Origin of the sequence: Pseudomonas sp. CVAP#3 (assembly GCF_018986375.1) — a bacterium.
GTDB lineage: Bacteria > Pseudomonadota > Gammaproteobacteria > Pseudomonadales > Pseudomonadaceae > Aquipseudomonas > Aquipseudomonas helvetica.
The window spans coordinates 367998-380658 of sequence record NZ_JAHMSC010000002.1; the positions used below are offsets into that span (position 1 = coordinate 367998).

Here is a 12661-nt window from a genome sequence, read left to right on the forward strand (position 1 = left end):
TCAACTCTCGAGACCCTGCAGTTTGCGATATTCCTTCCAGTCCATGCCGGCCATTTGCGCCACTTCCTTGTGCACCTCCAGCCGTTGGGCTTCATAGTCCTCAACAGTGGCCACGGTCAATTGCAACGTCAATTCCCAGGCAAACAGGCCCAGACGCTCGGCCTCCGCCTCGTAGGCTTCATGCAGCCGTTCGTTGCGATATTGCACCATGGTTTCGCCTTTGGCCTGGGCAGCCAGAGGATTCAGGTGATCGAGTTCTTCGCGTAACGCCGGTCGTGCATTGAGAAAACGTTGCAGCGCCAGTTCGTGCTGCGAGTCGATTGGGGCCATGGACCGTCCTTGTCAAAGGAAAAGTATGCGCGTCTTGAGGGCATTTGCCTTGACGCGGGTCAGGAGGTCTTTTTCTTGTTGGCTTTGGCCTCGGCGGCCAGGCACTCAAGTGCAAACTGCTCGGTGTAGGTCATCTGGATCGGCGTGGTTTCACCTTTGACGGTTCTTTCGCCATCGAGGATGTAGCGAATGCGCTTGTCGGTCACGCCGATGCGTTTGGCGATCCACGACGGGGTCTGACCGATCTGGCTGATCAGCTTGTCGGCGTAGTCGGTGGAAGGTTTGTAGAACTCGGCATTGGGGGTCATGGGCTTTCCAGAAGAAGTTGCTTAGCGCGACGCGCCAATTATGGCGCGACAGGGTGCGCGAATCGGCGCGGGCTGTCGCTATCTATATAAAGTAAAGCAGAGCGGCGCCATGAGGAAGAACCTTGCCTGGCGCTTCGGAGTAGCCGCTTGCGGTGATACAGTCAGCGTTTTGCGAATAAGGAAACACAATGCGTATTTTGATGGTGGCGCTGGCTGGCGTGTTGCTGGCGGGTTGCGCGGGATCGACGATGAAAGAAGCGCGCTCCCAGAGCCCCTACAAGACGCTCGCCTCGAGCAAGCCTGATCTGGTCGTCGCCCAGTGCGTGCAGTTTGCCTGGCAGGACGAGGCGGTGTTCGGTGTCGACGCCAGCGGTTACCTGCAACCCGGCGAAGCTGGCGGATTCACCGTTTACACCCGTTCGGCCGAGGCCTTCATTGACGTACAAGGCGGCGCATTGAAGTACTACGCCACTCAGGACAACTGGGTTGCCAAGCGTCGACTGGCGGCACTGGCAACCTGTCTGTGAGTCAGTGAGCGTCAGGTGTTTGGCTCGGTGGCCGTCAGGCGTTTCTGAAAAAAGAAGCGCTTGCTGCCCGGCGGGTAATCGGCAATCTGCCCAATCTCGGTAAACCCCAGCTTCTTGTAAAACTCCGGTGCCTGGAATTCGAAGGTGTCGAGGTAGATTCCAATGCAGTTCTTCTCCCGCGCCAGCTCTTCGGCCATGTGCATCAGCCGTGAGCCGGTGCCTTGGCCGCGTGCCTGCTCGGGCACTGACAACAAGTCGATGAACATCCATTGGTAAAACAGTTTTGCGTAGAGCCCGCCGAGAATTTCGTCGCTCTGTTCATCACGAACCAGCAGGGCGATTTCCTGGTAGTGACCTTCGCCGGCATGGGCGATGTTGTAGGCGCGCAGGGGGTTGATAATCGCCTGGCGTTCTTCGGGTAGCGGGTTGTGCGATAACTCGATGCGCAGTTTCATTCGTGACGTCCTTGTAACGGTTTTTGGGCAATCGATACCGAGACTACCGCGTGTTGTTAACGAAGTGAATACCAGTGACGCGTAGCCGTCCTGATGGGAATCGTCCCGATTGCGGGACTGTGTTGTAGTACTTTTGCCAGTCTCAACGTACGAATTCATACATTTAACTGTATGGATAACCAGCATTTATTGGGTTCGGCTCAAAAGCGCGATTGGAACGCGAAAAAAGCGGCCATGGACTTCATCTGTCATTCGGTTAGGTTGAAAGCGTTCCTCAGGAAGGAACGTTCTTAATCAACGGAGTGAAAAAATGAACAAGCCACAAACCCAACCGCAACTCAAACATGGTCGCGTCACGACTCCTGCCAGCCGCGGTTCTGTCGCTATGGAGGTCGGTCTCCTGGAAGGGTGGCAGGTCAACGAAATGGAAGGCGGAAAGAATTTCCCGTCACTGACCGCCGGGCCTTTCCCCGCACCGTATCAGACGGACAGCGACAGCGTCGCACCACCGGCTGATGGTTTCATCCTCAGCGGCGGCAAGGCTGATGCTCGTGATTGCATCAACTTCACCAACGAGGAAATGAGCAAAAAGCTCAATCGTCCATTCACCTGGCCACTGCTGAACGTGAACCCGGGCCAGGTCTTTCATGTCACCTGGCAGTACACCGCACCTCATACCACCCGCGGCTACAGCTGGTTCATCACCAAGGATGGCTGGGACCCGAAACAGCGCATCAGCCGTGCGCAACTCGAGGCCAAACCGTTTGCGGAAGACTTCTACACCCAGGTGCCTTATTACGCGCACAGCAGCGAACTCAAAGCCAAAGTCGAACATGAAGTGAAGTTGCCAGCAGGCAAAAAAGGCCATCATGTCATTGTGCTGCTGTGGATTGTCGCCAACACCGGCAACGCCTTCTATCAAGCCTTCGATGTGGACTTCAAGTAAGGCCTCGCTCGTAGAGTGATACCTAACAGGTTCTAAAGGATTAGAGCTGAAAGCCCGGCAGCGATGCCGGGCTTTTTTTGTATCTGCCGTCGCTGCGGCCACAGCGACGATGGAATACCATGACGCCCTCTGACAACAAAAAGGATGGATTGTCATGTCGAACACGGCTGAGCGCGTCAACATCATCGAGTCCCAGGTGCTGTCCCACGACTGGTATCTGCTCAAGAAAATCACCTTCGATTACCTGCGCAACAATGGCGTTTGGCAGCGACAAACCCGTGAGGTCTACGACCGTGGCAATGGTGCCGCCATTCTGCTGTTCAATCGCGCGCAAAAAACCATCGTACTGACCCGCCAGTTCAGGTTGCCGGTCTTCGTCAACGGTCATGACGGCTTGCTGGTTGAAGTGGCTGCGGGGTTGCTGGAAGGCGCCTCGCCGCAGGAGCGCATTCGCGCCGAAGCGGAGGAGGAAACGGGCTATCGCGTTCACGATGTACAGAAGGTATTCGAGGCCTACATGAGTCCGGGGTCAGTGACCGAGAAACTGCATTTCTTTATCGCTGAATATGATGCTGCTTCACGCGTCGGATCGGGTGGTGGGCTGGAGGTTGAAACGGAGGACCTTGAGGTGCTGGAGCTGAAGTTCGATGAGGCACTCGAGGCGTTTTACAGTGGGCAGATAGTCGACGCGAAAACTATCATGCTGCTGCAGTACGCGGCGATGAAGGATATTTTTGCGGCGGTTTAGACTGGCGCTTCTGCTGGGCAAAAAAAAGCCCGCGGGAGGAGGCGGGCTGAAAGTTTCTTGAATGAGCGGCGGGGAATATATGCGCTAAGCGTCGAAATCACCGTGAAAGATGTTTCATATGTACGCCTCGGATCATTCGACCGTTCAACCTATTGAGCCCACAGAACGCCAAACCGGGTGTAAGTTAGGTTCGGACTGTCTGTACTTGAATGGAGGTGACTATGAGTGCTCCGATGCTTAGCAAAATGCAGATGAACGGTTATCAAGTGGTCAGCGTCAACAGCGGTCTCTGGAAAGTCTGTACCCGTAACGACCGGCTCGGGTCCTTTGGCAGCCGCGAAGAAGCCCTGGCTTACGCCGCGTCGTTGCCCGCCGGTGCATCCAGAACGAAACCCGTTTCCAATACACAGTGAGGCGAGCATCTGGATGAGTCTGTCGGCCTTTCTTCCAGCTACCGCAATCGAAAAAGAGCCCGCTTATAGCGGGCTCTTTTGTCAGGCGTTATCGGTCGACTTAGGTTTGCGTCGATCCTTGCCGGCAGGATTGCCAGTGTTCAGAAGTCTTCTTTCCACCAGTACGTTTTCGAGTGCCTGGCGGTCTGAAGGTTGCAGCTGATGTTCCCTCTCTTTGAGCTCAAGCAGGATCGGGCTGGACCAAGTGCGATAGGTCCGCTCGGCCATTCGAATCGGGTTCATTTTCGTCTCCCAGACCAAGTGTTCGCTAACAGCGCGACGCGTTTCCATATCGCGAAAATCCTAGTCGAGAAACCACGGTGTCGCCACCCGATCAGCCATTGCTTTTTTGATCGCCACTGATGATCTTGCCGATCGGCGTGATGAGATCCGATCTCTGGTTTTTCACGTTGCCGATCGCCATATCCACCTTGAACCACTCGAAGGTTTCGGCAGGCTCGCCCTGGTGCAGCACCATCTGCTCGGCGCTCTCCTTGGGCATCGCCAGGTTGAGCCACTCACGGGCCAACTCCGGCGACAGCACCACCGGTCGCCGATCATGCAGATCGACCAGGCCACCGCCACTGTCTGCGGTGAAAATCACAAAACCATCGTCCTTCTTCGGTTCCCGACCACCTGCAGGGTACTGACCTATGGCCGCGCAAAGTATAGGCGCGCGATCCCGGCGCCGGATAAGGTAAGGCTGTTTATTCGGGCCGCCTTCATAAACCCATTCGAACCAGTTATCGATGGGCACGATGGCGCGGTGCGGCCAGATCGCCCGGAAGAACGAACCGTGTGCAACTTTTTCGACCCGGGTATTGATCGGCACGGAGTTGTCTTTCGACCAGGCTGGTCGCCATCCCCAGCGTACCCGGTCAGCGTGCAGGGTTTCGCCTTCGAGGTGGAAGAGCGCGACCTGGGTCGATGGCGAGACGTTGTACAGACCCAAAGGCTGGTCGCCCACAGTATTGACCAGGGCATTGGGCATGCTCAGCGCCGCGACGAAGTCGTGGATGCCTCGGTACTGCGAAAGTCTTCCACACATTGGAAAATCCTCCGGTGGAGCTTTCAGCTTAGCCGAGTCGTGCCCAGGACGGAGGCGCCGTGAGTGGATCTATTGTCTGAAGGGCTGGCAGATCGCAGGAGGTATGGGCCAGTAAACCTGCAATGGCCCCGGTCAGCAGGTTCTCCAGCAGTTCGTTGCGTTCCCGATCCTCCAGCGGGTGCAGCGTCAGCCAGCTGGGTGCGCTGTTGAGCATGCTGGCAATGGTGTGTCCGGCAGCCAGTAATCCTTGTTCACTGAATCGGGGCGAGGGACAGAGGATCATCAGCAATTGCCGTTCGTAATGCTCCTGCAACTGCCGAACATGCACTTGCTGATCCTCGTTCAGGCAACCGCTGTCGCGCTCCACCAGGCGAAAATGCCGGGGCATTTCCCGATGCAGGTTTAGGTGTGCATGGATGACGTTTTTCAGGCTGCCGCGCAGGTCTCGCGACTGTCGCTCGAGGCGTCCGAGGGTTGCCAGCAGTTCCTCATAAAATTCTTCGATGAGGTCGAGCAGCAAGTGCTGCTTGCTCGGGTAATGGTGATACAGAGAGCCTGGGGCAAGCCCCAGGAACGCTGCCAGCTCACGCATGCCGACCTGGCCAAAACCCTTGCTGGCGAACAGCTCCAGGGCCTTGTCCCGGCTCTCGGCAAAGCGTGAGCAACGCTCAGCCATAGGTATGGAAACCACGGCCGCTCTTGCGCCCCAGGTAACCGGCTGCGACCATTTCCTTGAGCAGCGGAGCGGGGCGGTACTTGCTGTCGTTGAAGCCGTCGTAGAAGGCCTGCATGATCGCCAGCAAGGTATCCAGGCCAATCAGGTCGGCCAGCGCCAGCGGACCTATCGGCTGGTTGCAGCCCAGGCGCATGCCTGCATCGATGTCTTCGGCGCTGGCCAGGCTTTCCTGAAACACCAGGATCGCTTCGTTGATCATCGGCACCAGAATCCGGTTCACCACAAAGCCCGGACGGTTACCGGCGGTGATCGCGGTCTTGCCCAGGCGTTGCGCCAGTTCCAGGGCCAGGGTGTGCGTGGCGTCGCTGGTTTGCAGGCCGCGAATCACTTCGATCAACCCCATCACCGGCACCGGGTTGAAGAAGTGCAGGCCGATGAAACGCGCCGGCGAACTGACGCTGGCGGCGAGCTCGGTGATCGACAGCGATGAGGTGTTGGAGGCAATCACGCAGTCGGCGCTGACCTGAGCGGCGATTTGTTGCAACACCCGCAGTTTCAGTTCGAGGTTTTCGGTTGCGGCCTCGATCACCAACTGCACATTGTGCAGGGTGCTGTAGTCGGTGCTGGTGCGGATCTTGTCCAATGCTGCGAGCTTTTGCTCCTCGGTCAACGACGCCTTGGCGACTTGCCGGTCGAGGTTCTTGCCCACGGTCGCCAGCGCTTTTTGCAGGGCGCTTTCGCAGATGTCCAGCAAGGTCACGTTGAAACCGGCCAGTGCGCAGATTTGCGCAATGCCGTTGCCCATGGTGCCGGCGCCGATGACGCCAATGTTCTGCAGATTCATCTTCATGTCCTTCCCGTCAAACCCGTTTGAACAGCACGGCAATGCCTTGGCCGCCGCCAATGCACATGGTTGCCAGGGCATAACGTCCCTGAATCCGATGCAGTTCGTGAATGGCCTTGGTCGCGATGATTGCGCCGGTGGCGCCCACTGGATGGCCCAGCGAGATGCCCGAACCGTTGGGGTTGACCTTCTCGGGATCGAAGCCCAGTTCTTGCGCCACGGCGCAGGCCTGGGCCGCGAAGGCTTCGTTGGACTCGATCACATCAAGGTCGGCCACGGTCAGCCCGGCGCGTTTGAGCACCAGACGGGTGGCGGGAATCGGTCCAAGTCCCATCATCGACGGCTCAACGCCGGCGTGGGCATAACCCACCAGTCGGGCCATCGGCTTGAGGCCTTGTTCCTGGACAACTTGCCCGGTGGCCATGATCAGCGCGCCAGCGCCATCATTGAGGCCAGAGGCGTTGCCGGCGGTGACGCTGCCGTCTTTTTTGAACGCGGGTTTCATGCCGCTCAATTGCTCGAAGCTGACCTCTGCCCGTACATGCTCATCCGTCGCAAACGAAACCGTCCCTTTGCGGCTCGCCACTTCGATCGGCACGATCTGCCCGGCAAAACGTCCTTCGGCAATCGCCCGGGCAGCACGCTGCTGGCTGAGCAGCGCCAGTTGATCCTGGGTCTGACGGGAGATGCCGTAGTGCTCGGCGATGTTTTCTGCGGTGATGCCCATGTGGAAGCCGGCAAACGGGTCTTGCAGCACGCCGAGCATGTAGTCGATGCCCTGAATGTCGCCCATTCGTGCACCCCAGCGCGCCTGTGGCAACAAGTAGGCACCACGGCTCATGGATTCGACGCCACCGGCCAGCGCTGCCCCGGCATCCCCGAGCATCAGACTTTGTGCCGCACTGACAATCGCCTGCAGACCCGAACCGCAGAGACGGTTGACGTTGAAGGCCGGGGTCTCTTTCGGCAGGCCGGCATTCATCGCCACGGCCCGTGAAATATAGGCGTCGCGCGCCTCCGTCGGGATCACATGCCCCATCACCGCATGACCGATGAGTTCGGGCGCCAGGCCTGAACGTTCAATGGCTGCGCGGCACACGTCGGTTGCCAACTGGATAGGCGGCACATCCTTGAGTGAACCGCCAAAACTGCCGATGGCAGAACGGACCGCGCTCACAACAAAAATATCGGAAGGGTTCATGTGGTTTTCCTGAAAGAGGTCTTTTTTGTTGGGTACGAGTCTAGAATCAGCAACGCCGCTGGCCTATGCCGGAACTGTTCAACGGTGATGGCGTTTTTTGCCACTTTCAGATGCTGAGGAGAGAGACGAGCACATGCGGGAAACGGATTCGGTGGCGGTCTACTTCATGTATCCAATGATCCATGCCCTGCGTGAAAATCCGCAGCGTCTGCGGTCGGTACTCGAACAGGTGGGAATCGATCCGGCACTGATGGATCAGCCTACGGCACGGGTGCCGGCCAGTGCTTTTGCGGCGTTATGGCTGGTGCAGATTCGTGAGCTGAACGACGAGTTCTTTCAGCTGGACTCCCACGGCATGCCGCCGGGCAGTTTCGCCTTGATCTGTCGGGCATTGATTCAGGAGCCGACGCTGGAAAAAGCCATGCGTCAGTGCCTGGCCAATTTCGGCCTGTTCCTGCGAGACTTTCGCGGCACGTTAACAGTGCGTGGCAAGCGTGCAGTCATCAGCTTGCAGACTCAGGCGCAAAACAGCGACGTCGCGCACTTCGGTGAAGAGACGTTCCTGGTGTTGATGATCAGTCTGCTGTGCTGGCTGGGCGGGCGGCGCATTCCCATCGATCGTGCAGACTTTCGTCATGAGCGGTTGTCGCTCAATGATGATTCAATGCTCTGGGGTGCCAACCTGACCTTTGGCGCCGAGCGTACCGAGATCGAGTTCGACAGCCGTTATCTGCAATTGCCGGTGGTTCAGGACCTTGCTTCACTCAAGGCATTTTTGCGCAGTGCACCGCAGTGGCTGGTGATTCGTTTCCGTAACCAGCATGGCCTGGCATCGCAGGTTCATCAGCGTTTGCGCAACAGCCATTACAGCCAATGGCCGACCCTGGAGGCGTTTGCGCTCGAACAGCATTTGAGCCCCAGCACCGTTCGCCGAAAACTGGAGCGTGAAGGCTGTTCATTCCAGGAGATCAAAGACGAAGTACGCCGCGGTGTTGCCTTTGAACAACTGCGCCAGAGCCAATCGAGCATCACCGCGATTGCCGAGCAGATCGGTTTTCAGGAGCCCAGCGCGTTCCATCGGGCGTTCAAGAAATGGACCGGTGAGAGTCCGGGGCGTTACCGGGCGAGGTTCCAAAGCAAGCGCCTCGATGTCTGAGAAGTATCTGTGGCGAGGGAGCTTGCTCCCGCTGGACTGCGTAGCAGGCCCAATTCAGGGCCGCTTCGCGCCCCAGCGGGAGCAAGCTCCCTCGCCACAACTGCGGTTGTGCCTGAAACACCGGCTTAAGTGAACAGCACTGCACTCATCGAATAGCGTTTTACTTGTCGGCTTCGCAATTGACCATCCATGGCACCCCGAAACGGTCAACCAGCATGCCGAAGCGTGCGGCCCAGAACGTCGCCTCCAGCGGCATTTGGATGGTGCCCCGGTCCGCCAGTGCGCTGAAAATTCGCTCGGCTTCAGCGATGCTGGTGACATTCAGCGAAACAGAGCAACCGTTGATGCCGTGGTAGGGCCGCTCAGGTGTGGTGTCGGAGCCCATGAGGACCTGGTCGCCGACCACCAGCCGGGTATGCATGATCAGGTCATGGCAACTCGCCGGAATTTGGTCGCGAGCCGGTGACTCGCCGAAGGTCATCATCATTTCAAGGGTGCCTTGCAGGCATTGCGCGTAGAACGTGAAGGCTGCTTTGCAATCACCGTTGAAGATCAGGTAGGGATTGATTTTCATCGTCAGCTCCAGGAACGCAGAGGGAAAGGGCACTATTGGTTCCAGCATGCCCGCGTGGGTAAAACCTTGGGAAAAGATGTTCAGCTATCGAGTAGCAGGGTGCTAATTATGGCTGACAGGTGTGGTTTTTTTAGATGATTTTGTTTGCTGCGGGCGAGCGTTATGACTTGCTGACAAAAGATCGCAGGGGGCGGTGCGCCCCCTGGTATTCAGGCCTCGCTACATCAAGTTGCTTTGCGGCAATCCCAGCAGGCCGGTCAGCGTATTGAGGATGGTTTGTTGCCGGGCGCGGTCGACCTGGTGCTTGGCTTCTGCGGCGGCGACATCGGCGGCGCAGTGAGGGCAGGTCACTTCGTGTGCATGGATGTACTGCAAGCAACCCCGACACAGCGCCAGTTGCGGCGGAATACGTCCTTCGTCAGGCGATTTCTGGCCCTGGTTCGCCCAGGCCAGTTTGATCACCTGGCCACTGTCGCTGACGCTGTTGACCTTCTCGCCGGTGTCGATGCGTTCAGTAATCAGGTCAAAACGTCCGACGGCGAAGGAGGTTTTCGCGGCATCCTCGAGTTTGACGATTCGTTCGCGCAGTCCCTTTTTCTGCAGATCCAGCGCGCGGTAGTGACAGTAGGGGTTATTGCCGGGTTTACCGAGCAAGGAGTGTGAGGTCCAGGTACAGCCGCCTCGGCAGACATCGTTGTAGTAGCAGCTTCGGCAGTAGCCCCACAGATCGTCGACACCGCGCAGGCGGCCAAAGTGCATGCCTTCGCTGTAGTGCCAGATATCGTGCAGGCTCATGTTGCGCACGTTGCCACCCGAAAAGCCCACCGTTGCCAATGAAGGACAGCCTTTGACGGTGCCATCGGCTTCGAGTGCCAGCACGGTTTGCCCGGCCGCGCAGCCGCTCCAGTGCACGCGCTCGTCACCGAAGCCACGCCACATGTGTTCATAAGGGCCGTAGTAACCAATATTGTTACCTACGTTCATCAGCAGGCCGCGATCGACGCCCTCGCGGTAAAGGCGTGCCAGCAACGGCATCACTTCAAGCAGTTGATAGGGCTGTAACAGCAGCTCTGGATGGTCGACGGCATTGCCCATGGCAACCGTCAGCTGTATCTGCCAGTGGGTGGCGCCGAGTTCGATGATCAAGTCCATCAGATCGGGCAGATCGGGCAGGGTGGCCGCGCCGATCTGGGTATTGACGCTCACGGCAAGCCCCGACTGTTTGGCGCGTCGCAGGGTATCGATAGCCTTGTCGAACGAGCCCGGAACATTGCGCACGGCGTCATGCAATGGGGCCAGTCCATCCAGCGAAACACCGACGCCATTGAGCCCGGCATCCACTGCAGCCTGCATTTTTGCCGGCGTCAGGTTGCGTCCACCGGTTTGTATTGCGCAATACATGCCGTGATTGTGGATAGCCTGGATCAGTTGAGTCCAGTCCTTGCGCAAATAGGCCTCACCGCCGATCAAGGTGATCTCGCGGGTGCCAAGTGCCGCCAGGGAATCGATGACATCCAGGCATTCCCGGGTGTTCAGTTCATCCGGGCGTCGATGGCCTGCTCGGGAGCCGCAATGCAGGCATTTGAGATCGCAGGCCAGGGTGATTTCCCAGACCACATGGACCGGCACGTAACGTTTGAGGTCGGTTTCACTGAGGTAGCGGGCGGGGCGATTGTCTGACATGGGAAATCCTTGCGCACAGACACGTACGCGGCACGAATCCATCGAAGTGTTCGCGCCTTCCTTAGCATCAACGGCGCGAGTGGATTTACCTCTGGGGTTGAAAAGTCCCGGGCTCGGTCAGTGGTGATCTGACCCAGCCCGGGCATTGCCGGTTAGCGTGCTTCCAGTCGGGTGATTTCTGCCTGCAACTGCTCCAGTGCGCTGCGCAAGGCGCCGCTGTTGGCCAGTTGCTGTTCGCCCTGGCTCACCACGGTTTTCAGCTGCGCCAGGTCACCGCTGGCTTGCGCTTGCTGAACAGCGACGGCGTAGAGCGGGTGCGCATGTGACGGATGCTCCGGGTGCTGAGCCGGGGCCTGGCTGACAGCCGCGTGTCTGACTGTCGTCCAGTGGTCTTGATCGTAGTACTTGTAGTCGGCAAAACCGCTGGCCCAATCGGCGCCTAGAATGCCGCGCAGGTCGAAGGTCTGGGCGATATTGCTGGTAGGGCCGCTTGGGCTGCCATCCAGGCTGAGGATGATGTGGTTTTCCGTCTCAGGGGTCAGTTTGGCCTCGGAGTAACTACCCCAAACCCGGGCACGGAAATTGACAGGGGGGTAGGTGCTTTGAAAAATGCTCGCAACGCCGCTGACTTTTTTGTTGACGGTGTCCACCAGCAGATCGAGGGTCAAAACCGGTGCGCCGAGTAGCGAGCTGGAAACGTTGAGGCGCGTGTGAAAAAGTCCAATTGACATGGTGCAACTCCCTTAATTTGTATTCAGGACAAGCCAGGCACATTCAGTTGCCGGTCAGCGGCGTTCCAGCCGGCTGATTTCACCCTTGGCGGCCTCAAGTGCACTCTGCAACTGGGGTTGCTGGTCCAGTTGTTGTTTGGCAAGGCTCGCCAGATTTTTCATCTGGGCCAGGTCACCGCTGGCAATGGCACTCTGAATCGGCGCGGCGTACAGCGGCATGATCGGCGGATACGGCAGGATTACCGGGCCCGGTTCCAATGGCAGTAAATAGGCTTTGGAGGACACCGACTCGACGAGATGGGCGGGCGCACTGACCTTCACCCAGCGCTGACCATTGAAGTACTCGTAGTTGGCGATGCCTTCTTTCCAGTCGCTACCGACCACCAGATGCAACTTGAAATTCACGATGGAGTTCGAACCTGGGCCACCTTGGTTGCCTTGAGCGGTGATGAGGATTTTGCTGACGCCGGGTTTCATGACCGTCATGTAGGTGTACTCACCCCAAACATCGGAATGCACATCCAGTGGCGGGTTGGTTGCCTGAGTGATTGCGGCAGTACCGCTTACGGTTTGCTCAGGTGTATAGACCAGCAGATTGAGTGCCAGGCTTTGTGCGCCCGGTTGCTGAGTACCAATTCGATAGCAGAGTGGGAATAAACCGACAGATTGCTGAGAAGAACCAGACATAATTATTGCCTCCATTGCAATAGGGGAGCGGAAACAGCGCTTAGTGCTGTTCCAGGCGTGCGACTTCCTTTGCCAACTTCTCGTAAGCGGCACTTAGCTCTTTGGCTTCTGGCTTGGATGTATCGCGTTGTTTCAACAATGTTTTCATTTGCGGCAGGTTGCCTGCCTTGATCGCGCTTTGGATGGCCACCCCATAAGGGGGCATGCTATGGCCAGTTGCATTGCTCATAACGATTCCTTCCGTGGTTGTGCGAATACTGCTGTCATCAGCAGTTTTTGCAGTTAAGCAGGCGTT

At 57.8% G+C, this 12661-nt stretch carries 18 protein-coding genes; 5 read left to right on the forward strand and 13 right to left on the reverse strand.

The annotated features are described in order from the left end of the window. Together KRR23_RS05300 and KRR23_RS05305 are read right to left on the reverse strand one after the other, a co-directional pair. Complete coding sequence (locus KRR23_RS05300; RefSeq protein WP_216741639.1) at positions 1 to 330, reverse strand: DUF6388 family protein; 330 nt, start codon at positions 328 to 330, stop codon at positions 1 to 3. A 59-nt stretch (positions 331 to 389) separates the two neighbouring features. Further along, the gene (locus KRR23_RS05305) at positions 390 to 638 is read right to left on the reverse strand and encodes a hypothetical protein (protein ID WP_019689854.1); all 249 of its coding nucleotides are present in this window, start codon (positions 636 to 638) and stop codon (positions 390 to 392) included. Between the two features lie 188 nt (positions 639 to 826). Here KRR23_RS05305 and KRR23_RS05310 point away from each other — a divergent pair, with 188 nt between their 5' ends. After that, positions 827 to 1165, forward strand: a complete 339-nt coding sequence (locus tag KRR23_RS05310) for a hypothetical protein (protein WP_216741640.1) — start codon at positions 827 to 829, stop codon at positions 1163 to 1165. Between the two features lie 11 nt (positions 1166 to 1176). On the opposite strand, the gene KRR23_RS05315 is transcribed toward KRR23_RS05310, so the two are convergent. Beyond that, positions 1177 to 1620 carry an N-acetyltransferase gene (locus KRR23_RS05315; protein WP_216741641.1) on the reverse strand — a complete coding sequence of 148 codons (444 nt, stop codon included), beginning with the start codon at positions 1618 to 1620 and terminating at the stop codon, positions 1177 to 1179. A 310-nt stretch (positions 1621 to 1930) separates the two neighbouring features. On the opposite strand from KRR23_RS05315, the gene KRR23_RS05320 reads away from it, so the two are divergent. The 3 genes from KRR23_RS05320 (at position 1931) to KRR23_RS05330 (ending at position 3727) form a co-directional block, all read left to right on the forward strand. Then, positions 1931 to 2566, forward strand: a complete 636-nt coding sequence (locus KRR23_RS05320) for a lytic polysaccharide monooxygenase auxiliary activity family 9 protein (RefSeq protein WP_216741642.1) — start codon at positions 1931 to 1933, stop codon at positions 2564 to 2566. A gap of 154 nt (positions 2567 to 2720) precedes the next feature. Then, complete coding sequence (locus KRR23_RS05325) at positions 2721 to 3314, forward strand: NUDIX domain-containing protein (protein ID WP_216741643.1); 594 nt, start codon at positions 2721 to 2723, stop codon at positions 3312 to 3314. Between the two features lie 221 nt (positions 3315 to 3535). Then, complete coding sequence (locus KRR23_RS05330) at positions 3536 to 3727, forward strand: SPOR domain-containing protein (RefSeq protein WP_216741644.1); 192 nt, start codon at positions 3536 to 3538, stop codon at positions 3725 to 3727. 81 nt (positions 3728 to 3808) lie between these two features. Here the strand turns inward: KRR23_RS05330 and KRR23_RS05335 are convergent, their stop codons facing one another. From KRR23_RS05335 to KRR23_RS05355, 5 genes are all read right to left on the reverse strand, one after another. Beyond that, positions 3809 to 4009 (reverse strand): hypothetical protein, encoded by a 201-nt coding sequence (locus tag KRR23_RS05335; protein WP_216741782.1) that lies wholly within the window; start codon positions 4007 to 4009, stop codon positions 3809 to 3811. 91 nt (positions 4010 to 4100) lie between these two features. Next, complete coding sequence (locus KRR23_RS05340) at positions 4101 to 4814, reverse strand: SOS response-associated peptidase family protein (RefSeq protein ID WP_216741645.1); 714 nt, start codon at positions 4812 to 4814, stop codon at positions 4101 to 4103. 28 nt (positions 4815 to 4842) lie between these two features. Beyond that, a complete protein-coding gene (locus KRR23_RS05345; protein WP_216741783.1) occupies positions 4843 to 5496 on the reverse strand; it encodes a TetR/AcrR family transcriptional regulator in 654 nt (217 codons plus the stop codon). Further along, complete coding sequence (locus tag KRR23_RS05350) at positions 5483 to 6334, reverse strand: 3-hydroxybutyryl-CoA dehydrogenase (protein ID WP_216741646.1); 852 nt, start codon at positions 6332 to 6334, stop codon at positions 5483 to 5485. Before KRR23_RS05350 ends, KRR23_RS05345 begins: the two co-directional genes overlap by 14 nt. 16 nt (positions 6335 to 6350) lie before the next feature. Continuing rightward, entirely contained in the window at positions 6351 to 7535 is a 1185-nt protein-coding gene (locus tag KRR23_RS05355; protein ID WP_216741647.1) for an acetyl-CoA C-acyltransferase family protein, read from the reverse strand. Positions 7536 to 7668: 133 nt separating this feature from the next. Here KRR23_RS05355 and KRR23_RS05360 point away from each other — a divergent pair, with 133 nt between their 5' ends. Then, entirely contained in the window at positions 7669 to 8691 is a 1023-nt protein-coding gene (locus KRR23_RS05360) for an AraC family transcriptional regulator (RefSeq protein WP_216741648.1), read from the forward strand. Positions 8692 to 8851: 160 nt separating this feature from the next. On the opposite strand, the gene KRR23_RS05365 is transcribed toward KRR23_RS05360, so the two are convergent. The 5 genes from KRR23_RS05365 to KRR23_RS05385 all read right to left on the reverse strand — a co-directional run bounded on the left by KRR23_RS05365 (position 8852) and on the right by KRR23_RS05385 (position 12595). Further along, positions 8852 to 9265: a VOC family protein gene (locus tag KRR23_RS05365; protein WP_216741649.1), complete on the reverse strand. Its 414-nt coding sequence runs from the start codon at positions 9263 to 9265 to the stop codon at positions 8852 to 8854. A gap of 219 nt (positions 9266 to 9484) precedes the next feature. Continuing rightward, positions 9485 to 10948 carry a GDL motif peptide-associated radical SAM/SPASM maturase gene (locus KRR23_RS05370; RefSeq protein ID WP_216741650.1) on the reverse strand — a complete coding sequence of 488 codons (1464 nt, stop codon included), beginning with the start codon at positions 10946 to 10948 and terminating at the stop codon, positions 9485 to 9487. Positions 10949 to 11100: 152 nt separating this feature from the next. Then, positions 11101 to 11679, reverse strand: coding sequence for a DUF1842 domain-containing protein (locus tag KRR23_RS05375; protein WP_216741651.1), 579 nt, complete (start codon positions 11677 to 11679; stop codon positions 11101 to 11103). A gap of 54 nt (positions 11680 to 11733) precedes the next feature. Further along, positions 11734 to 12366, reverse strand: a complete 633-nt coding sequence (locus KRR23_RS05380; RefSeq protein ID WP_216741652.1) for a DUF1842 domain-containing protein — start codon at positions 12364 to 12366, stop codon at positions 11734 to 11736. A 40-nt stretch (positions 12367 to 12406) separates the two neighbouring features. Continuing rightward, entirely contained in the window at positions 12407 to 12595 is a 189-nt protein-coding gene (locus tag KRR23_RS05385; protein WP_216741653.1) for a DUF1843 domain-containing protein, read from the reverse strand. Positions 12596 to 12661: the final 66 nt, after the last annotated feature.

Bases quoted from the DNA above. Each gene is read 5' to 3' on its own strand.
- KRR23_RS05300 (WP_216741639.1), bottom strand. From the start codon at position 330: ATGGCCCCAATCGACTCGCAGCACGAACTGGCGCTGCAACGTTTTCTC.
- KRR23_RS05305 (WP_019689854.1), bottom strand. From the start codon at position 638: ATGACCCCCAATGCCGAGTTCTACAAACCTTCCACCGACTACGCCGAC.
- KRR23_RS05310 (WP_216741640.1), top strand. From the start codon at position 827: ATGCGTATTTTGATGGTGGCGCTGGCTGGCGTGTTGCTGGCGGGTTGC.
- KRR23_RS05315 (WP_216741641.1), bottom strand. From the start codon at position 1,620: ATGAAACTGCGCATCGAGTTATCGCACAACCCGCTACCCGAAGAACGC.
- KRR23_RS05320 (WP_216741642.1), top strand. From the start codon at position 1,931: ATGAACAAGCCACAAACCCAACCGCAACTCAAACATGGTCGCGTCACG.
- KRR23_RS05325 (WP_216741643.1), top strand. From the start codon at position 2,721: ATGTCGAACACGGCTGAGCGCGTCAACATCATCGAGTCCCAGGTGCTG.
- KRR23_RS05330 (WP_216741644.1), top strand. From the start codon at position 3,536: ATGAGTGCTCCGATGCTTAGCAAAATGCAGATGAACGGTTATCAAGTG.
- KRR23_RS05335 (WP_216741782.1), bottom strand. From the start codon at position 4,009: ATGAACCCGATTCGAATGGCCGAGCGGACCTATCGCACTTGGTCCAGC.
- KRR23_RS05340 (WP_216741645.1), bottom strand. From the start codon at position 4,814: ATGTGTGGAAGACTTTCGCAGTACCGAGGCATCCACGACTTCGTCGCG.
- KRR23_RS05350 (WP_216741646.1), bottom strand. From the start codon at position 6,334: ATGAATCTGCAGAACATTGGCGTCATCGGCGCCGGCACCATGGGCAAC.
- KRR23_RS05355 (WP_216741647.1), bottom strand. From the start codon at position 7,535: ATGAACCCTTCCGATATTTTTGTTGTGAGCGCGGTCCGTTCTGCCATC.
- KRR23_RS05360 (WP_216741648.1), top strand. From the start codon at position 7,669: ATGCGGGAAACGGATTCGGTGGCGGTCTACTTCATGTATCCAATGATC.
- KRR23_RS05365 (WP_216741649.1), bottom strand. From the start codon at position 9,265: ATGAAAATCAATCCCTACCTGATCTTCAACGGTGATTGCAAAGCAGCC.
- KRR23_RS05370 (WP_216741650.1), bottom strand. From the start codon at position 10,948: ATGTCAGACAATCGCCCCGCCCGCTACCTCAGTGAAACCGACCTCAAA.
- KRR23_RS05375 (WP_216741651.1), bottom strand. From the start codon at position 11,679: ATGTCAATTGGACTTTTTCACACGCGCCTCAACGTTTCCAGCTCGCTA.
- KRR23_RS05380 (WP_216741652.1), bottom strand. From the start codon at position 12,366: ATGTCTGGTTCTTCTCAGCAATCTGTCGGTTTATTCCCACTCTGCTAT.
- KRR23_RS05385 (WP_216741653.1), bottom strand. From the start codon at position 12,595: ATGAGCAATGCAACTGGCCATAGCATGCCCCCTTATGGGGTGGCCATC.